18 protein-coding genes, 1 pseudogene and 1 riboswitch are annotated in these 20,462 nt (G+C 72.1%); of the genes and pseudogenes, 8 read left to right on the forward strand and 11 right to left on the reverse strand.

Annotation, left to right across the window (positions count from 1 at the left end):
• Positions 1-129: 129 nt before the first annotated feature.
• Together QFZ71_RS02730 and QFZ71_RS02735 are read right to left on the reverse strand one after the other, a co-directional pair.
• A pseudogene (locus tag QFZ71_RS02730) lies at positions 130-1,078 on the reverse strand (DMT family transporter).
• Between the two features lie 160 nt (positions 1,079-1,238).
• Complete coding sequence (locus QFZ71_RS02735; protein ID WP_307666644.1) at positions 1,239-2,273, reverse strand: DMT family transporter; 1,035 nt, start codon at positions 2,271-2,273, stop codon at positions 1,239-1,241.
• Between the two features lie 299 nt (positions 2,274-2,572).
• Here QFZ71_RS02735 and QFZ71_RS02740 point away from each other — a divergent pair, with 299 nt between their 5' ends.
• Complete coding sequence (locus QFZ71_RS02740; protein WP_307666645.1) at positions 2,573-2,779, forward strand: hypothetical protein; 207 nt, start codon at positions 2,573-2,575, stop codon at positions 2,777-2,779.
• A gap of 337 nt (positions 2,780-3,116) precedes the next feature.
• Positions 3,117-3,332 carry a DUF6243 family protein gene (locus QFZ71_RS02745; RefSeq protein ID WP_307666646.1) on the forward strand — a complete coding sequence of 72 codons (216 nt, stop codon included), beginning with the start codon at positions 3,117-3,119 and terminating at the stop codon, positions 3,330-3,332.
• Between the two features lie 21 nt (positions 3,333-3,353).
• On the opposite strand, the gene QFZ71_RS02750 is transcribed toward QFZ71_RS02745, so the two are convergent.
• Positions 3,354-4,328 carry a YafY family protein gene (locus QFZ71_RS02750; protein WP_307666647.1) on the reverse strand — a complete coding sequence of 325 codons (975 nt, stop codon included), beginning with the start codon at positions 4,326-4,328 and terminating at the stop codon, positions 3,354-3,356.
• Between the two features lie 163 nt (positions 4,329-4,491).
• Between QFZ71_RS02750 and QFZ71_RS02755 the strand changes: the two genes are divergently transcribed.
• Positions 4,492-4,887: a RidA family protein gene (locus tag QFZ71_RS02755; protein ID WP_307671325.1), complete on the forward strand. Its 396-nt coding sequence runs from the start codon at positions 4,492-4,494 to the stop codon at positions 4,885-4,887.
• Positions 4,888-5,347: 460 nt separating this feature from the next.
• The gene (locus tag QFZ71_RS02760; RefSeq protein WP_307666648.1) at positions 5,348-6,169 is read left to right on the forward strand and encodes a PhzF family phenazine biosynthesis protein; all 822 of its coding nucleotides are present in this window, start codon (positions 5,348-5,350) and stop codon (positions 6,167-6,169) included.
• Between the two features lie 63 nt (positions 6,170-6,232).
• On the opposite strand, the gene QFZ71_RS02765 is transcribed toward QFZ71_RS02760, so the two are convergent.
• Positions 6,233-7,012 (reverse strand): CPBP family intramembrane glutamic endopeptidase, encoded by a 780-nt coding sequence (locus QFZ71_RS02765; protein WP_307666649.1) that lies wholly within the window; start codon positions 7,010-7,012, stop codon positions 6,233-6,235.
• A gap of 184 nt (positions 7,013-7,196) precedes the next feature.
• Here QFZ71_RS02765 and QFZ71_RS02770 point away from each other — a divergent pair, with 184 nt between their 5' ends.
• The gene (locus tag QFZ71_RS02770; RefSeq protein WP_307666650.1) at positions 7,197-8,990 is read left to right on the forward strand and encodes a substrate-binding and VWA domain-containing protein; all 1,794 of its coding nucleotides are present in this window, start codon (positions 7,197-7,199) and stop codon (positions 8,988-8,990) included.
• A 194-nt stretch (positions 8,991-9,184) separates the two neighbouring features.
• Here the strand turns inward: QFZ71_RS02770 and QFZ71_RS02775 are convergent, their stop codons facing one another.
• On the reverse strand, positions 9,185-10,690 hold the full coding sequence (locus tag QFZ71_RS02775) for a glutamate--cysteine ligase (protein ID WP_307666651.1): 1,506 nt from the start codon (positions 10,688-10,690) through the stop codon (positions 9,185-9,187).
• 488 nt (positions 10,691-11,178) lie between these two features.
• On the opposite strand from QFZ71_RS02775, the gene QFZ71_RS02780 reads away from it, so the two are divergent.
• A complete protein-coding gene (locus QFZ71_RS02780) occupies positions 11,179-11,763 on the forward strand; it encodes a hypothetical protein (protein ID WP_307666652.1) in 585 nt (194 codons plus the stop codon).
• A gap of 322 nt (positions 11,764-12,085) precedes the next feature.
• Positions 12,086-12,277 carry a DUF5999 family protein gene (locus QFZ71_RS02785; RefSeq protein WP_228992381.1) on the forward strand — a complete coding sequence of 64 codons (192 nt, stop codon included), beginning with the start codon at positions 12,086-12,088 and terminating at the stop codon, positions 12,275-12,277.
• Between the two features lie 106 nt (positions 12,278-12,383).
• On the opposite strand, the gene gcvP is transcribed toward QFZ71_RS02785, so the two are convergent.
• Positions 12,384-15,269: an aminomethyl-transferring glycine dehydrogenase gene (gene gcvP / locus QFZ71_RS02790; protein WP_307666653.1), complete on the reverse strand. Its 2,886-nt coding sequence runs from the start codon at positions 15,267-15,269 to the stop codon at positions 12,384-12,386.
• A 193-nt stretch (positions 15,270-15,462) separates the two neighbouring features.
• A riboswitch (glycine riboswitch) is annotated at positions 15,463-15,560 on the reverse strand.
• Between the two features lie 132 nt (positions 15,561-15,692).
• Between gcvP and QFZ71_RS02795 the strand changes: the two genes are divergently transcribed.
• Entirely contained in the window at positions 15,693-16,058 is a 366-nt protein-coding gene (locus QFZ71_RS02795; protein ID WP_307666654.1) for a PRC-barrel domain-containing protein, read from the forward strand.
• Here QFZ71_RS02795 and QFZ71_RS02800 read toward each other — a convergent pair.
• The 5 genes from QFZ71_RS02800 to QFZ71_RS02820 form a co-directional block, all read right to left on the reverse strand.
• Positions 15,986-17,437 (reverse strand): DNA polymerase IV, encoded by a 1,452-nt coding sequence (locus tag QFZ71_RS02800; protein ID WP_307666655.1) that lies wholly within the window; start codon positions 17,435-17,437, stop codon positions 15,986-15,988. The genes QFZ71_RS02795 and QFZ71_RS02800 overlap by 73 nt on opposite strands.
• Before the next feature lie 107 nt (positions 17,438-17,544).
• Positions 17,545-18,057, reverse strand: a complete 513-nt coding sequence (locus QFZ71_RS02805) for a MerR family transcriptional regulator (protein WP_373465073.1) — start codon at positions 18,055-18,057, stop codon at positions 17,545-17,547.
• Between the two features lie 282 nt (positions 18,058-18,339).
• Entirely contained in the window at positions 18,340-18,813 is a 474-nt protein-coding gene (locus QFZ71_RS02810) for a bifunctional nuclease family protein (protein ID WP_307666657.1), read from the reverse strand.
• Positions 18,814-18,866: 53 nt separating this feature from the next.
• Positions 18,867-19,610, reverse strand: coding sequence for a MerR family transcriptional regulator (locus tag QFZ71_RS02815; RefSeq protein ID WP_307666658.1), 744 nt, complete (start codon positions 19,608-19,610; stop codon positions 18,867-18,869).
• Positions 19,611-19,651: 41 nt separating this feature from the next.
• Positions 19,652-20,431 carry an FHA domain-containing protein gene (locus QFZ71_RS02820; RefSeq protein WP_307666659.1) on the reverse strand — a complete coding sequence of 260 codons (780 nt, stop codon included), beginning with the start codon at positions 20,429-20,431 and terminating at the stop codon, positions 19,652-19,654.
• Positions 20,432-20,462 lie beyond the last annotated feature (31 nt).

Consider the following 20,462-nt stretch of genomic DNA (forward strand, 5'->3'; position numbering starts at 1 on the left):
GCCGCGTCCGCCGGAGCACGCGGCGGCCCTGTCTCCCCCCGGCAGGGCCGCGCCACCGCGGCGGGCGAGACTCCCGGTGCCGTCATCGGGCAGGGGAGTGCGGCCGCCGCGTCGGACACGTCCGGACCGTCACACCGCCACGGACTCCTCCCGGCGGGCGACCACCGCGCCGCGCGCCTCCGCGAGCGCCAGTCCGGCCACGGCGGTCAGCAGGAGCAGCGTGCCCAGGACCGTGGCCGCCGTCAGCCGCTCCCCCAGGACGGTCACCGCGATGACGGCGGCGCTCACCGGCTCCAGCAGCATGATCACGGAGACGGTGGCCGAGCGGACGGCTGCCGCTCCGGCGAAGTACAGCGCGTGGGCGAGCGCCGTGGGCACCGCCGCCACGTACACCATGAGCCACAGCACCTGTCCGGTCTCGGCGGTGTGCGGCACCAGCCCCTCGGCCGCGGCCATGGGCAGCAGCCCCACCGCTCCGACGCCGAACGCCCGGGCGCTGGTGGTCAGCGGGTCACCGCCGCCGTCCCGCCCGAGCCATCGGGTGAGCAACGTGATCGCCGCGTACCCGATGGCGGACAGCAGCGCGAGCAGCACCCCGGTCGGCACGACGTCTGCGCCCTCGCCGCCCGGGACCAGCACGACGAGCCCGGTGAGCGCACCGGTCACGGCGACCAGGCCGCCCCGCCCGAGACGTTCGCCCAGCATCAGGCGCGCGCCGACGGCGATCAGCACGGGCCCGGCGCCGAGGGTGACGACGGCGAGGCCCGTGACCTCGACCGCGGCGAAGTACGCGCTCTGGAAGACGGTGAGGCCGATGCCGGTACCGAGGACGCGGATCAAGTCGGCGGCGCCGGGGCTCGGGTTCCCGGAGCGCGCGGCGCGGGCGCAGGGCGAGTGCCCCGGCGAGCAGGAGGAGACCTCCGGCGCAGCGCCAGAACGACAGGGCGAACGGGCCGAGACCGCTCACCCGGAAGACCAGGGACGCGGCCGCGCCGGCGGTGCCCCGGGCGACTCCGGCGACGACGAGATACAGCAGGCTCCGCCCGACGGGCAGCGCGGATGCGACGGGAAGGGACATGTGACTTCTCCGGAGGAAGACGGGACGGTGGGGTCGCTCGGCTCCGCACACGGGCGGCGACGAACCGCTCGGGGACTGCCCGAGCCCGGTCCTCGTCAGGAGTGGCCGCTCGCGCTAGGCGGCAGGCGGCGGCAGCACAGTCAGACGCATGGCCGGCACCCTAGTGCGGGGTCCGGCCGCCGGACAACTCGTCCACCGCGGGCTCGGCCGCCACACCGGTCCCGGCCCCGGCGGCGACCGGACCCGCCGGGGGCTTCGGCGCGGAGGACTGGGCGATGAACGCACCGACCAGCACGGTGAAGCCTCCGACGAGCTGCGGCGCGGAGAGGTGTTCCCCGAGGAGCACCCACGCCAGCCCGGTCGCGATGACCGCCTCCAGGCAGGCGACGACCCCGGCGACCTGGGGCGAGAGCAACCGGACGGAGACGACCCCGGTGACGTACGCGAGCACGGTGGCGAGCAGCACGATCCAGCCGAGCAGCAGCCAGGCGGGGACCTCGTCGCCGTTCATGTCCGCGCCGCCGCCGAGCAGGGACCAGTCCATGCCCCAGGGGCGGGCGACGACCGTGAGGACGACGGCGCCGACGATCAGTCCGTACGCGATGACGCCGACGGGGTGCGGCGGATCCGCGTGCTCGCCCGCGGCGTCCCCGCCGCCCTGCCCGCCGCCGTGGTCGGAGAGGACGAAGTAGCCCACCTGGCAGCACGCGGCGCCGAGGGCCAGCAGCAGTCCCGGGAGATCGAAACTGAGCCCGGCCCAGACCTCGACGACGCACGCGAGGCCCCCGACCGCCAGCACCACTCCGAGCGCGGCGGCCCGCGTGACGGGCCTGCGCTGCACGAAGCGCACCCAGCCGAGGACCAGGGCGGGCGCCAGGTACTCGACCAGGAGCGCCACGCCGACCGGGATACGGGAGATCGAGGCGAAGTAGAAGGCCTGCACCCCGGCCACCGCGAACAGGCCGAACCCGGCGAGGAGGGCGGGGCGTTCCCGTACGAGGCCCCGGTGGCGCCAGGCGACCGGGAGCATGACGAGGGCGGCGCCCGCGACGCGGAGCCAGACCACGTGCAAGGGGTCGAGCCCCGCCTCGATCAGCGGCTTGGCCGCCACTCCCGAACCGCCGAACGCGAAGGCCGAGATCAGGGCGAGGCCCAGCCCGGCGCTTCTGCCCTGAACTCCCGAAGACACGTGCATCGGCACATCATGGCAGCCGTGGACAGCACCGTCACCCCCCGTGACACCTGTCGAGACGGGAACGGCGCCGGAGTCCTCGACGGAGCGGCCCATCGGGCATCCACCGGAGTTGGGGACGCCGGTGCGATCCGTCATCCTTGCGGATGAGATCGCCCCGCAGGGGACCGTTGTGAGGCCCAGGGGCGCGTGCCGCCTTGCCCCGCGCGCCGCGTCAGGCAACCACCGGCCCCCGCGCGCACGTCCCTCACGCCACAGCGCACACGGCGGTGGCACCGGGAACGGAGGGAGGCGGAGCACGGGTGTTCTGGATGGTCGCTCTGCTCGCCGAGGACGGGCTGCAGTACGTCTACCGCGTGTACGCACCCGGCGACGCCCTGCCCGCCGACCTCTTCTGGACGGCCTTCCACTGCCACGACGACGGCCCCCACCCCCGCGCGTCGGACCGCTTCGACGCGGCGGTGATCTGGCAGAACAGGCCGACCCGGCAGGGAGCCCAACGGAGCTGATGAACCGTCAGCCAGGCGTGCCGCCACGGCGCTCCCGCTGATGGGCGGCGAGCTCGAGAAGGCCGCGAGAGCGCGCTCCAGGAGTCGCGCCGAATGATCGATTCGCGTGGGCACAGGGGCGCGCCCCTGTCCTTCGCGCTTTCCGGAAGGTCGGCCGGCGCCGGGGCGGCGGAGCGGTTGGTGTGCGGGACCGGCGGAACCGGGTAACGTTTTTATCATTCCAGACGCCGATCCACGAGTGAGAGCGTGACGGTCCGCCGCTGACGTCCCTCGACGTCGCCGCCCGCCCCCCACCGATGAATCCGTGGACCACTCCACACCATGACCGGGAGAACCCGTGACCGTGAGCAAGAACATCAACAACCCCGTGGGCCAGGGTGGCGGCCAGCGCAAGAGGCTGTCCCGCGCCGAACGGCAGAACAACGGTCCGCACCGCAACCTCGACCGCCAGGGTGCGGCCGACCAGAAGGCGGAGCTGGTGCGCAAGATGCGCGAGAGGGCGGGCGCCGCCGAGAGCGCCGGGCAGACGGGCGACGACACCGCCCGGAGCTGACGCGCCGCGGCCGATCGGCTCTCAGGCCGGGTCCTCGTAGCGGGCCGCGATCGTGGCGGCGCGGTCGCGCAGAGCGCTCCGCAAGGACTGCGGGGCCAGGGCCTCCGCATCCGTGCCGAGCTGCCACAGCGCCCATTCGGCGTGCCGTGCGTCCTGGAAGGCGACCTCCAGCCGCGACCAGCCGTCCGCGTCGGGATCTTCCGCCCGGACGGCCAGCACGGTGTCCAGCAGCTCCTCCCGCCGCACCGGGTTCACCCGTACCCGCACGGTGAGGTGGTCGCCGCCGGAGAGGAACCGCGCGGAGCGTTCCCGCCAGATCCGGTCCAGGTCGACCCGGTCGGGCCGCTGTGCGGCTTCGGGCAGTTCCTCGGCGTCCAGCACACGCGACAGCCGGTACGTGCGGTCCTCGCCGGATCGCGTGGCCAGCAGATACCCCCGGTCCCGTACGGTGACCAGGCCGATCGGGTCCACGGTGCGCCACCTCGCCGGCTGGTCCGCGGCCGCGTAGTGGATGCGGAGCTTGTGCCCGGCGAGTACGGCGCGGCGGACCGCCATCATCGTCGCGCCGGGCGCCTCCTGGACGATCGCGCGCCGGGCGAGCAGGTCGGTCTCCGGATCGACGAGGAAGCGCCGGGCCGCGTCGCTCGCCGTGGTCCGGTGGCTCTCGGGGAGGGCGTCGACCACCTTCCGCATGGCCGAGGCGAGCGCGGAACCGAGGCCGAACACCTGCTCACCGCGCCCCGACCCGGCGGCCAGCAGGGCGAGGGCCTCATCGTGGTTCAGCCCGGTCAGCTCGGTACGGAAGCCGGGCAGCAGCGCGAACCCGCCGTGCCGGCCGCGTTCGGCGTAGACCGGGACGCCGGCCGAGGACAGCGCCTCGATGTCGCGCAGCACGGTGCGGGTGGAGACCTCCAGCTCACGGGCCAGCGTGTCGGCGGTCAGCCGCCCGCGCTGACGCAACAGCAGGACCAGCGAGACCAGTCGGTCGGCGCGCATGCGGGAACGGTAGCGAAATACCTGACGAAGGGTGTCGTGAATGGTTGGAAGGCTCCCCCGCACGACGTCACCCACGACGTCGCACGCGTCGGAGACGGCGGCCGCCCGGCCGGCGGATCAGGGACGTATGTGACCCCGCGCATCGAATGGAGCTGAAGTGGCAGTGGAACGCACGGCCGTCAACCCGGTGACCTGGTCGGTGGATCTGGGATTCAACCAGGGCGAACTCGTCTCCGGGCAGACCCGGACCCTCTACATCGCCGGGCAGACCGCGACGAGCGACGACGGCACACCCCGGCACGAGGGCGACATGGCGGCCCAGCTGGCGCTGAGCCTGGACAACCTGGAGGCCGTCCTCGGCGAGGCGGGCATGTCCCTCACGAACCTGGTCCGCCTCAACGTCTGCACCACCGACGTCGACCTGCTCCTTCGGCACTACGGCGTGCTGGCGGGACGGTTGGGTGCGGCGCGGGTGGCACCGGCCAGCACCATGCTCGGGGTGGCGCGGCTGGCGGTTCCCGGCCTGCTGGTCGAGTTGGAGGGCACCGCCGTCGCGTGACGCTCCAGGCCCGTGCGGCTCGGGCCGGGCGAACCGGATCGAGCCGCACGGGCGGGAGCGCTGCCGGGCCCGGTCCCGGCGGCACGGTCGCCCGGCCGGGCCACGACCGTGGTGCTCGCGGGGTCGGCGGTGCCCGGCAGTGGGGCACCGCTGCCGGGCACCGGCCCCGCACGGGCCCTCGCCGACGACGATCCCCGCACCTCTCACCGCCTGCGTCGTGTCCGGGGCTGTCGGCGGAATCCGGTGGGCGGCAGGTCCGGCCCTCCCGCATGGCCGACAGCGCCGCCATTCCGGCAGCACCGCCATTCGACAGCCCCGGTACTGCCGACAGCACCGGCCTCTCCGGTGGCCCGGTTGCGCCCGGAGCCCGGCCCCGGAGCTCCGCCGTCCCGACGGGCAGGGGCCGCCCACCCGGAATTGGCCTTGGTCCGCCTCCGTCGCGGCGCTCTACGGTCGCCCCATGAGGATTCGTATCGTCGACGCGTTCACCGACCGCCCCTTCTCCGGAAACCCCGCCGGTGTGCTCCTGCTGGAGAGCGACGGGTTCCCGGCCGCAGAACGCCTTCAGGAGATCGCCGCCGAGGTCAACCTCTCCGAGACCGCGTTCGCCCACCCCCTGCCGCCCGGTGGCGACGCCGACTGGGCGCTGCGCTGGTTCACCCCGGCCACCGAGGTGGACATGTGCGGCCACGCCATGCTCGCCACCGCCCACGTCCTGCACACCACGGGCCTCACGACGGGAACCGTCCGGTTCGCCGCACGGTGCGGGATCCTGACCGCGACCGCCGCCCCGGACGGTGGCCTCACCCTGGACTTCCCCACCTCCCCGCTGACCGAGGAGCCGGTGCCGTCCGGTCTCGCGGACGTCCTCGGGGCGGACCCCCTCTCGGTGCACGACACCGGCAAGCACGTCGGTGACCTGCTCGTCGAGCTGCGCGACGAGGCGACCGTACGGGGGCTCGCCCCCGACTTCGCCGCTCTGGTGGCCCACTCCCGGCGCGGCATCATCGCCACCGCCGTGGCAGAGGACCCGGCCCGCGGCTACGACTACGTCTCGCGCGGCTTCTTCCCGCGCCTCGGCATCGACGAGGACCCGGTCACCGGCAGCGCCCACACCGCCCTGGCCCCCTTCTGGTCGGCCCGCCTCGGCCGCGACGACCTCACCGGGCTACAGGCGTCCGCCCGCTCCGGCCTCGTCCGAACCCAGCTGCGCGGCGGGCGCACCCTGCTGACCGGAACGGCGGTCACGGTGATCGACGGCGAACTGCTCACCTCGCTCTGACGACGGGGCGACGGGCCCCGCACCGGGGAGCGACGGCGGCCCGCTCCGGGGCACCGGCGGGGCTCAGGGCGTCGGCAGCCAGTCGACCCGGCCGGCGAGCAGGGCGTAACCGACGAACGCCCCGATGTCCAGGAGCGCGTGCGCGACGACCAGCGGGCCCACCCGGCCCCAGCGCCGGTAGAGCAGCACGAAGACGACGCCCATCACCACGTTGCCGATGAAGCCGCCGATCCCCTGGTACAGGTGGTACGACCCGCGCAGGAGGGAGCAGGCCACCAGGGCGGCCATCGGGGTCCAGCCCAACTGCCCGAGCCTGCGCAGCAGATACCCGACGACGATGACCTCCTCCACGACGGAGTTCTGGATCGCCGAGAGGATCAGCACGGGGAACTTCCACCAGACCTCGGGCAGGGACTCCGGCACGACCGTCAGGTTGAACCCGGTGGCGCGGGCCACGAGGTAGAAGGCGAGGCCCGCGCTGCCGATGCCGGCCGCGACCAGGGTTCCGCGGCCCAGGTCGGACCAGGGCCTGGTGCGGTCGAAGCCGATCGCCCGCAGGCTCGTCCCCTCCCGGATCAGCAGATGCGCCACCAGGGCGACCGGCACCAGAGCCGTTGCGATCCCGAACATTTGCCACGCCAGATCAAGCCAGGGACGGTCCGGGGCGTACGAACCGTTGAGCGTCGCCGCCTGGTCCTTCAATCCTCCCGGTTTCGTCAGGGATCCGACGAAACTGATGAGGGCAGAGACTCCACTGGCACCCAGCGAGAGCGCCAGGACCAGCACCGTCTCGGACCGCAAGATCCTTCGTGACACGGCCTCTTGGGGAAGAGAATCAGCCACGCGCACGGACTCCACCTGCACACCTGCCTTTTGTTCTGCAATCGCGTCTCATCCCACCGGCCGTCCCGCTAGGGTCTCGAATGCAGGTACGAAGATCATGCGCGACAGGCCGGGGGACGACCACCATCACTGGTGGTCGGGTCCCCCGTTTCCTTGTTCCGTCATCAAGGGGGGCACCACCGACATGGGACGTCATAGCTTGCCCGACAGCCGCGCGGCGGAGGAACGCCGGGACCACCCGAGCCCCGCGCGCCGGCGCCGTACGGTCGTCATCGCGACCCTGCTCGTCCTCTCCGTGGCGACGGGCACGGCTGTCGCGGCCAAGGGCGGCCTGTTGTCGTTCTCGGAGTCCTGCGAGGACTCCGCGGTACACCTGTCCGTGGTCGCCTCCCCGGACATCGCCCCCGCCGTACGGTCCATCGCCGGGCGGGCCCGCGCGGACGAGGTCAGGGCGGACGGGCGCTGTCTGGTCGTGGAGGTGCGCGCCCGCGACGCGCACAAGGTCGCCGACGCCCTCGCCGCCGGGGACACCGAACCCGACTTCCAGGTCTGGCTGCCCGACTCCGAACTGTGGCTGGAGCGGGCCAAGGGGCTGGGCGAGGGCGTACCCGTCTCCCCCTCCGACTCGGTGGCCTCCTCACCGGTGGCCGTGGCCATGGTGCCGTCCGCGTCGAAGGCGCTCGACTGGCCCGCGAAGACGTACACCTGGGCCGAGCTGGTGGCCAGGACGCTCGGTTCGGACCGGATACGCCTGGGGGCGGCGGACCCGGCGCGCAGTGCGACCGGGCTGCTGGCCCTCAGCGGCATCGGCGCCTCGTCGGCGCGACAGGGCGGGGACAGCGACACCCGGGTGGCGGAGACCGCGAAGGTGCTCGCCGAGCGGATGTCGGACGGCGACGCGCAGGTGCTGGAGACCCTGGCGCGGAGCACGTCCGGGGCCGAGGAGGGCAATCCGAAGCGCAACCAGGCGGTCCTGATCTCCGAGCAGGCGGCCTTCACGCACAACGCGGAGGCGACCGGCGGGGGCAAGCTGGACCTCTTCTATCCCGAGGACGGCACTCCGCTGCTGGACTACCCGTACACGCTGGTGAACGAGCCGGAGTTGAGCATCCAGGAGTCCCGCGCGGCCCTGCGGTTCATGAACCTGCTGGGCGACGAGGCCGCCCGGTCCACGTTCGCCGAGCACGGGTTCCGGGCCGGCGACGGAAGCGCGCGGGACTCCCTCGTCGCAGCGGCCGGCGGCAGGAAGCCCCAGCCGTACGCCGAACCGGCCGCCGAGGCGCCCTCGGCCGAGGAGCTCCGGAAGACGCTCGGGATGTGGACGATCACCGTGCAGAGCGCCCGGCTCACCACGGTGGTCGACGCCTCCGGCTCCATGGCGACCCTCGTGCCGGGCCGGGGCCAGTCCAGGATGGACGTCACCAAGGAGTCGCTGATCCAGGCGCTGGACCAGTTCACCCCGAACGACGAGATCGGGCTGTGGGAGTTCGCCACCACGCTGGACGGTGAGAAGGACTACCGGCGGCTCATGCCGACGAAGCGGCTCGGCGACCCGGCAGCGGGCGGCGCGACCCACCGGGAGAAGCTCACGGCCGCGTTCGCGGGGCTGCGGCCGGTCCCGGGCGGGGCGACCGGGCTGTACGACACGGTGCTGGCCTCCTACCAGGAGGCCCGGTCTACGTACGTGAAGGGGAAGTTCAACGCCCTGGTGGTCCTCACGGACGGCTCCAACCAGGACGAGGACGGCATCTCGCGGAGCACGCTGGTCGCGGAGCTGAAGGAACTCGTCGACCCGGAGCGTCCCGTCCCGGTCATCGCCATCGCGGTGGGCCCGGACGCGGACCGTGAGGAGGTCGCCGAGATCGCCCGCGTCACCGGTGGCGACGGCTACGAGGTGAGCGACCCGGCGGACATCCAGGCGGTGATCCTGCGGGCGATCATGACGGCGGGCCAGAACGGCCGGGCGGGCCAGGAGTGACCACCGCCCTGCCGCCCCGCGCCCCGCGGAAGGGGCGAGGGGGCCGCCGGGCGGCCGCGCCACGGTGAAGCAGCCCGAGGCCCCGCAGGCCGGACGGGCCCCGTCGGCCCCCGGCGCCCGCCGCACCGCGTCGCACGGGGTCGGTGCCGGAAGCCCGCGCCCGTCGCCACCTCTGTGCGACGCGCCCGCGCCCGTCAGGGCGCCGGGAAGCCCACCGGCCAGGTGTGGACCGGCTCCCCCGCGTGCATCAGCTCGGCGTAGCGGCGGGTGGTGGCCGCGAGTGCCGCCTCCCGCCGGAGCCCGGCGTCCAGGGCCCGGTGGTACGTGGCGACCTGCCAGGAGGCGCCGTTGACGCGCCGCCTGCACCGCTCCTCGATCACCCCGAGGTAGCGGTCCCGGTCGGCGGGCTCGATGTGCCAGGCGTCCAGCCCCGCGGCGGCCAGCGGCAGCAGTTCGTCCAGCACCAGCCGTACGGCGGGGATCCTGGCCAGACCGCCCGAGCGGCCGGAGCGGGGCCAGAGCATCTCGGCCTCGATACCGTGCCGGCACGCCTCGGTGAAGTTCTCCTCGGCGGCCTCGAACGGCAGCCGGCTCCACACCGGCCGGGACTCCTCCGCGAGCGCCCGTACGAGCCCGTAGTAGAACGCGGCGTTGGCGATCACGTCGGTGACCGTCGGCCCGGCGGGCAGGACACGGTTCTCCACCCGCAGATGGGGAACCCCATCGGCGATCCCGTACACCGGCCGGTTCCAGCGGTAGACCGTGCCGTTGTGCAGGACCAGTTCGGCCAGCTCGGGCACCCCGCCCTCGTCCAGCACCTTCAGCGGGTCCTCGTCGTCGCAGATCGGCAGGAGCGGCGGGAAGTAGCGCAGGTTCTCCTCGAACAGCTCGTGGGCGGAGTCGATCCAGCGCTCCCCGAACCAGGTCCGGGGCCGCACCCCCTGGTTCGCCAGCTCCGGCGGGCGTACGTCGGTGGCCTGCTGGAACAGCGGCGGCCGGGACTCCCGCCACAGCTCCTTGCCGAAGAGGAACGGGGCGTTGGCGCCCAGCGCGATCTGTACGCCGGTGATCGCCTGGGCGGCGTTCCACACGTCGGCGAACCGGTCCGGCGTCACCTGGAGATGGAGCTGGACCGAGGTGCAGGCCGCCTCCGGGGCGATCGAGGGCGAGGTGCAGACCAGTCGCTCGACGCCGTCGATGTCCAGGAGGAAATCCTCCCCCCGGGCGGCCGCCATTTGGTCGTTGAGCAAGGTGTAGCGGTCGACGTCCGAGAGATTCGCGGAGACCACGTCGTGCTCTCCCAGGGTGGGCAGGATTCCGATCATCACGATCCCCGCGTCCACCTCTCCCGCCTTGCGGTGCGCATAGGCGAGTCCGGTACGCAACTCCTCCGAGAGCTGATCGAATACCCGGCCGCCGAGGCGGTGCGGGACGATGTTCACCTCAAGGTTGAACATGCCCAGTTCGGTCTGGAAATCCCGGCTCGCGATGCGCTGGAGCACCTGCTGGTTCATCATCCGGGGCATCCCGTCGGAACCCGCCAGATTCAGCTCTATCTCCAGCCCCATCAGATTCCGGGGACGGTCGAACCTCCGCTCCACCAGGAGTCTGTCCAGCCCCTCCAGGCACTGGTTGAGCTTGGCGCGGTAGGCCTGTCGATCGGACAGGTCAACGGCTCCCGCCACGACCTTCTCCCCCATCGAGGGGTCCCTCCTCCAGTGGCGGCCCGCGGGCCAGGCCGCTCGCATCACGATCGATAATGCCCAGCGGGAGTGATCCGTAACGCCCCCAAGGTCCTCCGATACCCGATAGTCTGGTGCAAGGAGACCGGGGGCACATTCCCCTGGCATACGACGCGCGGCATTTCTCGGCGGAGTATGCACCCCGAAAATGATGGCGAATTTCGGCCTACCGCATCGCCGGAATAGCACCAGGTCGATACCGGGGGCCGAATGACAAATCACCAGGAATGTCGCATCTCTCAGACCGGATGGCGTCTTGTGCACCCTATCCCGGACTGCTAGCGGAAACACTGTGTGAACAAGTGTCATATAAACTCCGCTCAACGAGGCAGAGAGCTGCTACGACTCGCCCGTCACCGGCCCGTTCCGGCCCCTCCCGCATGCCGACAATGTCGTCTGCACCCGCCCAAGCGTCACCGTGTCTCCGAAGTGAGAGGCGACCCACCATGCCGCTGCATGTCCTCCCGGCTCCCGCGCCCGCCCTGCGCAGCGTTCTCGCGGCCCTCGGTTCTCCCACGGCCGTCCGCGAAGCCCGAACATCCGCTCTCCGGTCCGCCCGGGGGCCACTGAGCCCCGAACTCCCGCTTCCCGTGCATGTGCTGGGCCGGATCGCTCCTGACCGGACGGCACCCCTGACGCGTCTCGCGGCCTGGCGCTTCCTGATCCGGAGCGAGGGCCGTCCGGTCGCCGCGGCGGACACCGTGCTCACCCCCGACGGCTGGCGGTTCTCGCACTTCTTCGAGGGCCCCTACCTCGCCTCGACCGAGCTCGCCGTCCGGCAGGCGGAGGCGTCGGCCACCCCCTGCCAGGCGCGGCTGCTGTCCATCCCGGAGCTTTACATGATCGCCCTCTGGCTCCACGGCGACACCGAGGCCGATCCCGCCGGCGGCATGCTCGCCCCGGCGGACGTCCTGGTACCCCTGGCGCCGGCCCCGCCGGGCATCGCGGCGCACCGGCCGCACCGGGTCGCCGATCTGCTGCCCGTCATCTCGATGCGCATGACCCCCGGGCCGCTCCTCAGCTCGGCCTGACCCCCGTCGCGTTCACCGGTTCCCTGCGGCGCCCCTACCGCCCCCGCACACCGGGGAGACGGTACGGGCGCCGCGGGAACGGTGCGGCCCCACTCGGACTAGCCCTATCCGGCCACCCCGAACCACCCAAAGGGACAGTGCAGTTGCGGTGAACCGTCCGCGCGGGTGATGCGTCAAGGGAGGAGTACGGGTGCTGCGGCGAAATCCCTGCGGATTCTTCCCCGTAGGGCAACACTGGGACCGGACCGACTGATACGGGGGCGGCATGAACACCTCATCCAGCCGCAGGACACTCGACTCGACGCAGCGAAAGAACCCATCCATGTGCCAGCACCAGCCACCCTGCCCCACCGCTGACTCACCCGACCGGGAGGCCGCCCGCCTGACGGCCCACCACCCCGAACAGGGTTGGAGCCTCCTGTGCAACGGCGTCCTCCTCTTCGAGGACACCGGCGAGTTGCTGCCGAACGGGCAGATCATCGCTCCGCACCGGCCGCTGGTGAAGGCCGCCTGAGAACAGCCGTACGGACGAGGGGCCGGCCCGGAGAAGTCTCCGCACCGGCCCCGACGCATGTCCGGCGTCCACCGCGCTCACGGCGCACGCCTCACGACAGGCTCGCTCAGGCGTCGTACGCGTCCAGCGGCGGGCAGGAGCAGACCAGGTTCCGGTCGCCGAAGGCCCCGTCGATCCGGCGGACCGGCGGCCAGTACTTGTCCGCGGCGGACACCCCGGCCGGGAAGACGGCCTCCTCGCGGCTGTAGCCGTGCTCCCAGTCACCGCCCAGCGCGGCGGCGGTGTGCGGGGCGTTGGCCAGCGGGTTGTCGTCCGCAGCCCACTCCCCCGAGGCGACCTTCTCGATCTCGGCGCGGATCGCGATCATGGTGTCGCAGAACCGGTCGAGCTCCGCGAGGTCCTCGCTCTCCGTCGGCTCGATCATCAGCGTGCCGGCCACCGGGAACGACATGGTCGGCGAGTGGAAGCCGTAGTCGATCAGGCGCTTGGCCACGTCGTCGATGGAGACGCCGGTCGCCTTCGAGATCGGGCGCAGATCCACGATGCACTCGTGCGCGACCAGTCCGGCCGGGCCTGTGTAGAGGATCGGGTAGTGCGGCTCCAGGCGCTTGGCGATGTAGTTCGCGGCGAGCACCGCGACCTGCGTGGCCCGCTTGAGGCCCTCGCCGCCCATCAGCCGGACGTACGCCCACGAGATCGGCAGGATGCCCGCCGAGCCCCACGGGGCGGCCGAGATCGGGCCCACCCCGGTCTCCGGGCCCGCGCCCGGCTGGAGGGGGTGATTGGGGAGATACGGCGCGAGGTGCGCGCGGACACCGACCGGACCGACGCCGGGGCCGCCGCCGCCGTGCGGGATGCAGAAGGTCTTGTGCAGGTTCAGGTGCGAGACGTCGCCGCCGAACTTGCCGGGCTTGGCGAGCCCGACCAGCGCGTTGAGGTTGGCGCCGTCGACGTAGACCTGGCCGCCCGCGTCGTGGACCTCGCCGCAGATGTCGGCGACGTGCTCCTCGAACACCCCGTGCGTGGACGGGTAGGTGATCATCAGCACGGCCAGCTCGTCGCGGTACTGCTCGATCTTGGCGCGCAGGTCCGCGACGTCGACCTCGCCGTCGTCGGCGGTCTTCACCACGACGACCTTCATGCCCGCCATGACCGCGCTGGCGGCGTTGGTGCCGTGCGCGGACGACGGGATCAGGCAGACGGTGCGCTGATCGTCGCCGTTGGCCCGGTGGTACGCCCTGACGGCCAGCAGCCCCGCGAACTCGCCCTGGGAACCGGCGTTCGGCTGGATGGACACCGCGTCGTAGCCGGTGACCTCCGCCAGGCGCTCCTCCAGCTCGCGGATGAGGGTGAGGAAGCCCTGCGCCTGCTCGGCCGGGGCGAAGGGGTGCAGCGCGCCGAACTCGGGCCAGGTGATCGACTCCATCTCGGCGGTCGCGTTCAGCTTCATGGTGCAGGAGCCGAGCGGGATCATGCCGCGGTCCAGCGCGTAGTCGCGGTCGGCGAGCTTGCGCAGGTAGCGCAGCATCGCGGTCTCGGAGCGGTGCTGGTGGAAGACCGGGTGGGTCAGGAAGTCGTCCGTGCGCAGCAGCGCCTCGGGCAGCGCTTCCGCGACCGTGGCGTCCAGCGCCTCGATGTCGCCCTCGGCGCCGAAGGCGGCCCAGACGGCGGAGAGCTGCGCGCGGGTGGTGGTCTCGTCGCAGGCGACGGAGACGTGGTCGGCGTCGACGAGGCGGAGGTTGACCCCGCGCTCCCGCGCGTCGGCGACGATGCCGGCAGCCTTGCCGGGCGCCCGGACGGTCAGGGTGTCGAAGAACGCGCCGTGCACGACCTCGGCACCGGAGGCGCGCAGGCCCTCGGCCAGGATCGCGGCGTAGCGGTGGGTGCGCCGGGCGATCGTCCGCAGCCCGTCCGGTCCGTGGTAGACCGCGTACATCCCGGCCATCACGGCGAGGAGCACCTGCGCGGTGCAGATGTTGCTGGTGGCCTTCTCACGGCGGATGTGCTGCTCGCGGGTCTGGAGGGCCAGGCGGTACGCCTTGTTGCCGTCCGCGTCGACGGAGACGCCGACGAGGCGGCCGGGCAGGGAGCGGGCGAACTTCTCGCGGACCGCCATGAAGCCGGCGTGCGGGCCACCGAAGCCCATCGGGACGCCGAAGCGCTGGGTGGTGCCGACCGCGATGTCGGCGCCGAGCGCGCCGGGCGAGGTGAGCAGCGTGAGGGCCAGCAGGTCGGCGGCGACGGTGACGATCGCGCCCAGCTCGTGGGCCTGCGCGATGACGGGTTCGATGGCCCGGACGGCTCCGGAGGCGCCCGGGTACTGGAGCAGGACGCCGAAGACGCCGCGCTCGGCGATATCGGCGGGGATGCCGTCGCTCAGGTCGGCGACGACGACCTCGACGCCGGTCGGCTCGGCGCGCGTCTCGATCACCGCGACGGTCTGGGGAAGGGTGTCGGCGTCGACCAGGAAGACGCCGCTCTTGACCTTGCCGACGCGCCGGGCGAGCGCCATCGCCTCGGCGGCCGCGGTGCCCTCGTCGAGCAGGGAGGCGCCGGAGGTGGGCAGCCCGGTGAGCTCGGCGACCATCGTCTGGAAGTTCAGCAGGGCCTCCAGGCGGCCCTGGGAGATCTCCGGCTGGTACGGCGTGTAGGCCGTGTACCACGCGGGGTTCTCCATGACGTTGCGCAGGATGACGGGCGGCGTGAAGGTGCCGTAGTAGCCCAGGCCGATCATCGGGGCCAGCACCTCGTTGCGGTCGGCCAGCGAACGCAGTTCGGCCAGCACCTCCGCCTCGGTACGCGCCGACGGAAGATTCAGGGCCTCCGCGCTCCTGATCACGTCGGGCACGGCCGCGGCGGTGAGCTCGTCGAGCGAGCCGTAGCCGACCTGGGCGAGCATCTTCGCCCGCGCCTCGGCGTCCGGCCCTATGTGGCGCTGCTCGAACGGAATGCCCTGCTCCAGCTGGGAGAGCGAAGTGCGACGGGGGGTCATGGTGGAGGCCTCCTGGTCTGTCACGACCTGCGAGGGGCACCACGGCGCGGGTGCCCGAACGGCCTCCCCCTCTGTCATCTCAACCTGAGAGCTTCACCGGCTCGCCCGGGGGCATGCCGACTTTCACCGTCGGTGAGGGTCGAATCCGTCCGGGCCTGCGCCCGCGCGGAACCGCCCTGCTTTCCAGAGTGACCTCGTCCGTGCGGTACGGGAGCCTGAGAGATTCCGGGGAGGAGTTGCTCCTTCGGCGCCTCCGGATTCCGCACCGGAGGACTCTCCCGCACGGGGTCAGCAGCCACCGCCAGCCTACCAGCGGCCTTCGCGCCGGAGCTCTCGAGTGGCCGACACCGCGAATCTGCACTTCTGTGGTGCTGGTGGGGCAACGCGGACCACCTTGAGCAGCCGCGACCAGTGGGAGGCACCGTGCAGACCGACATCGATCCGCGCCGCCTGATCGGCCGCAAGGCATTCGATCGCAAGGGCGCCAAGATCGGAACGGTGGATGAGGTCTATCTCGACGACGCGACGGGCGTCCCCGAATGGGCGGCCGTGCGCACCGGACTGTTCAGCAGGGACGCCTTCGTCCCGCTGGAGCCCAGCGAATTCGTCGAGGACGCGCTGCGCGTCCCCTTCGACCGGGCGCTGATCAAGGGCGCGCCGGACTTCGGGGTCGGGAGGCACCTCTCGCCCGAGCAGGAACTGCAGCTCTACCGCCACTACGGACTGGACACCCCGCCCGCGGGCGGCTCCGACCGGGACTTCGGCAGGCTGGCAGGCCAGGAGGAGTAGTCGGGCGGCTCGCGGACGAGGGGCAGCGGGTCCGCAGGGAGCAGCAGCGGATCGTCGACGCGGAAGGTGAGCACCCGGCCGGGCGCGCTCCACGGCTGCTCGAACCGGACGGTGACCCGGCCGATCCCGCTCCCCTGCACCCATCCGTGTCCGTGCTGCTCGTGGTGCACGTCGTGCCCGGCGGACCAGCGCCGGGCGGCGAGCGGCTCGGGAGTCTCCGGCTCGGGCTCCCCGGCGCTCCCCTCCCCGCCGCCCTCCGCGGCCGGCGTCTGGTCCTCCTGAGCCCGCCGGGCGCGTTCCCGCGCGTCGGCGGCCTGGGCGAACAGATCCTCCTGGGTGAAGTCGGCGAGGCCCGTGACGCCGACCCCCAGCAGCCGTACGCCGCCCGTGGTGTCCACGGACTCCAGCAGCCGCCCGGCCGCCTCACGGACCACCGTGGGATCGTCGGTGGGCCCTCTGAGCGTCTCGGAGCGGGTCAGCGTGGAGAAGTCGTAGCGGCGCACCTTCAGTACCACGGTCCGGCCCGACCGGTCGGCGGCGCGCAGCCGCTCCACGCACCGGACCGCCAGCCGCTCCACCTCGGCCCGCACCCGGACCCGGTCGTGCAGGTCCACGTCGAAGGTGTCCTCCACCGATACGGACTTGGCGTCCCGCTCGGCGACGACCGGCCGGTCGTCGAGGCCCAGCGCCATCCGGTGGAGCCCATGGCCGTGGGCCTTGCCGACCAGCCGTACGAGCTCCGCCTCGCCCGCCTCCGCCAGGTCGTGGACGGTGGTCATGCCGGCGCGCCGGAGGTGGTCGCCGGTGGCCGGACCGACCCCCGGCAGCACCCGGACGGACAGGGGGGCGAGCAGCTCACGCTCGGTGCCCGGCTCGATGAGGACGAGACCGTCCGGCTTGGCCTGCTCCGAGGCGATCTTGGCGAGCATCTTGGAGCCCGCGAGTCCGACGGAACCGCTGAGGCCGGTCACGGCGCGGATGGCCGCCCGGAGCTCCTCCCCGGTCGTAAGGGCCGAGGACGCGTCGTCCGCCGTCCCGCCGGCCTCCAGGTCCACGAACGCCTCGTCCAGGCTCAGCGGCTCCACCAGGGGTGACAGCCGCCCCAGGAGCCCCATCACCTGCTCGCTCACCGTGCGGTACAGCGAGAAGCGGGGCACCAGGTAGGCCGCGTTCGGCGCGAGCCGCCGGGCCTGCGCGGTGGGCATCGCCGAGTGCACCCCCAGCCGCCGGGCCTCGTAGGAGGCGGTGGCGACCACACCACGGGGGCCGAGGCCGCCCACCACGACCGCCTTGCCGCGCAGACTCGGCTTGGCCGCCTGCTCCGCCGACGCGTAGAAGGCGTCCATGTCCAGGTGGAGGATGGTGGGCGCGGGTCTCACACCGTCGATGCTGCCCTACGGCACTGACAACGGGACGGTCCGGCGCCCCCCGGGGTGCCGGACCGTCCCGATTCCGTCCTGCTGTCGCGTCGTGCCGTCCGCCCGGCTCAGCCGGCGCGGTTGCGCCGCCGGGCCAGCTCGTCAGCGGGGTTGTGGCCGACCAGGGTCTCGCCGGTGTCGACCCGTTCGCCGTGCAGCTGGGAGAGCGCCGCGTCCACATCCCGCCAGACGACGCCGACGGCGATCCCGAAGACGCCCTGCCCGCCCTGGAGCAGGCTGACGACCTCGTCGGGCGAGGAGCACTCGTAGACCGTGGCCCCGTCACTCATCAGCGTCATGCGTTCGAGGTCCTGGAATCCGCGGGCCCGCAGATGCTGGACCGTGGTGCGGATGTTCTGCAGAGCGACTCCGGTGTCCAGGAACCGTTTGACGATCTTCAGGAGAACGACGTCCCGGAAACTGTAGAGACGCTGGGTCCCCGACCCGTAGGCCGGACGCACACTCGGCTCCACCAGTCCCGTACGGGCCCAGTAGTCCAGCTGACGGTAGGTGATCCCCGCCGCCGCGCACGCCGTCGGTCCGCGGTAGCCGATGTCGTCGGCACCGCTCGCCGCTGCCACGCCGCCCCCTGCCACCACCGCCGGCTGAACCGGCTGCCTGATGGCGTGGTCGGCTCCACTGCCGTGCTGCGGATACGGCCCACCCGCCGCCGTACCGTCGCCGCTGCTTCTCACGCCGACCTCCGTCCTTGACCTGCCCACTCGAAGGTAGGCAGTCACTCGGGGTGCGTCAACGATCGCCACACTCGGCACGCCGAGTGATAATCACCCTGAGGGTGGTTTCCCGTGTCTCGTTTCCGGGAAAGGCTTGCCGGATGCGCTGACGACACCCTTGCGGGACGGTCACTGGCTGTTCGTACCGAAGTCCTCCGGAGAGATCTGGTCGAGGAATTCGCGGAACTTCTCCACCTCGTCCTCCTGCTCGTCGGGGATCGCGATGCCCGCGTCGTCCAGCACGCTCTCACTGCCGTAGATCGGCGTACCGGTCCGCAGGGCGAGCGCTATGGCGTCGGAGGGTCTGGCGCTCACCTCGACTCCGCCCGCGAAGACGAGCTCCGCGTAGAAGACCCCTTCCCGGAGGTCCGTGATACGGACCTCGGTGAGCTCCTGGCCCAGGGCCTCGAGGACATCCTTGAACAGGTCATGGGTCAGCGGCCTGGCGGGAGCCATGCCCTGCTGGGCGAAGGCAATCGCGGTCGCCTCCCCCGGACCGATCCAAATGGGGAGGTACCGGTCGCCTCCCACTTCACGCAGGAGAACGATCGGTTGGTTGGAGGGCATTTCCACCCGGACACCGACAACGTCGAGCTCGTTCACACAGCAACCCTAGGACGTGCTCGCCATGTTTGGGTAGTCGGGCTCCGCCGAGGTCAGTGCAGACGGCTGCGCAGAGCGCTCTGCACGAGGGCCGCGTGCAGCCGTACGGACAGTTCGGCGAGCTCGTTCGCGGTGGCCTCCGCATGGGCCCTGGTCTGCGGGTTACGGTGCCGCCGCAGAGGCGCGACCAGCTGTTCCACCAGCCCCGCCTCCCGGTCGGCGGAGGCACGCATGGAGCGAAGATGGCGCGGCTCCAGACCGAAACGGCCGAGATCCGCCACCAGCTTGGCGACGGTCACCATCTCGGCGTCGTATCCGCCGTCCGGGGACGGGACGATGAGCCCGTAGGACTCCCACTCCGTCAGCCGCTCCTCGTCGACCTCGGCGGCCGCCAGGAGCTCGGCCCGCCCGATCCGGGCCGCGGTCGCCTCACCGGTGCCGGCGTCCCACACCCCGTCGGCCAGGTCCCGCCGGTCGCCGGGCGAAGGCAGGACGGGCTGCTCGCCCCGGGCCAGCGCGTCCAGATGCTCCCGGATGACCTTCAGCGGCAGGTAGTGGTCCCGCTGCATGCGGAGCACCTGGGCCAGGCGCTCCACATCACGGGGAGCGAACTTCCGGTATCCGGAAGGTGTGCGCTGCGGCTCGACGAGCCCCTCGGCCTCCAGGAACCGGATCTTGGAGATGGTGACTTCGGGAAACTCCTCGCGCAGCTGGATGAGCACCGTTCCGATGCTCATCGGGCGCGCTTCCGCGGTGGCGGTGCCGTTTCCGGCACCGCCTGACGGTGTTCGCAGCATGGGCCTTCCTCGGGGTCCCCCCGGACCGGGTCCGGGGCTGGTCACACGCCCCGCGGGCTCGCGTAGAAGACCAGGCGGTATTTTCCGATCTGGACTTCGTCGCCGTTGGACAGCGGGACCGAATCGATGCGCTCACGGTTGACGTAGGTGCCGTTGAGGCTGCCGACATCACCCACGGTGAAGCTACCGTCCGGGCTCCTGCGGAACTCCACATGACGCCGCGACACGGTCACGTCGTCGAGAAAGATGTCGCTCTGCGGGTGACGGCCGGCCGTGGTGAGGTCGCTGTCGAGCAGAAAGCGGCTGCCGGAGTTCGGACCGCGCCGCACGACCAGCAGCGCCGAACCGGCGGGCAGGGCGTCGACAGCGGCCTGGGCCTCCGGGGAGAGCGAGGGCAGAGTGGTCTGGCCCGTCGCCTCCGCCTCATAGGCCTCGAGCCCCGAGATGGAGATCGTGGACGTCGTCTCCGAGGGGCGCTCGGGAACGCCGCCCCGCAGCGGAGCCCCGCAGTTGGAACAGAACTTGCTGGCCTCCGCGTTGCGGTGGCCGCACCTCGTGCAGACCGGCATCGACGCGCCCTCCGGGGTGAACCCTCCACCCGCACTCGAGGCTGATGGTGCGCCGAAACCTATGCGTCCGGCACCGGCAGGGTCAACAGACGACACGCCGTCACCCCGCGGGGCGCCGGACACCTCGTCGCGGAAGAGCGGACGCTCCGCCTCCTGCTCCTCGCCCTGACCGTGGCGCGGAGCGCGGTGGCGGGCAGCACTGTTGCTGTCCTCGCGTGCACTCTTCCCGAACAACTTCGCAAACAACTTCACGGGCGATTCCCCTTGACCGACATAGACCCGC

Origin of the sequence: Streptomyces sp. V2I9 (genome assembly GCF_030817475.1) — a bacterium.
Taxonomy (GTDB): domain Bacteria; phylum Actinomycetota; class Actinomycetes; order Streptomycetales; family Streptomycetaceae; genus Streptomyces.

Coding starts and splice junctions, on each gene's coding strand:
- QFZ71_RS02735 (WP_307666644.1), bottom strand. CDS start 2,273: ATGCACGTGTCTTCGGGAGTTCAGGGCAGAAGCGCCGGGCTGGGCCTC.
- QFZ71_RS02750 (WP_307666647.1), bottom strand. CDS start 4,328: ATGCGCGCCGACCGACTGGTCTCGCTGGTCCTGCTGTTGCGTCAGCGC.
- QFZ71_RS02760 (WP_307666648.1), top strand. CDS start 5,348: ATGAGGATTCGTATCGTCGACGCGTTCACCGACCGCCCCTTCTCCGGA.
- QFZ71_RS02770 (WP_307666650.1), top strand. CDS start 7,197: ATGGGACGTCATAGCTTGCCCGACAGCCGCGCGGCGGAGGAACGCCGG.
- QFZ71_RS02775 (WP_307666651.1), bottom strand. CDS start 10,690: ATGGGGGAGAAGGTCGTGGCGGGAGCCGTTGACCTGTCCGATCGACAG.
- QFZ71_RS02780 (WP_307666652.1), top strand. CDS start 11,179: ATGCCGCTGCATGTCCTCCCGGCTCCCGCGCCCGCCCTGCGCAGCGTT.
- QFZ71_RS02785 (WP_228992381.1), top strand. CDS start 12,086: ATGTGCCAGCACCAGCCACCCTGCCCCACCGCTGACTCACCCGACCGG.
- gcvP (WP_307666653.1), bottom strand. CDS start 15,269: ATGACCCCCCGTCGCACTTCGCTCTCCCAGCTGGAGCAGGGCATTCCG.
- QFZ71_RS02815 (WP_307666658.1), bottom strand. CDS start 19,610: ATGCTGCGAACACCGTCAGGCGGTGCCGGAAACGGCACCGCCACCGCG.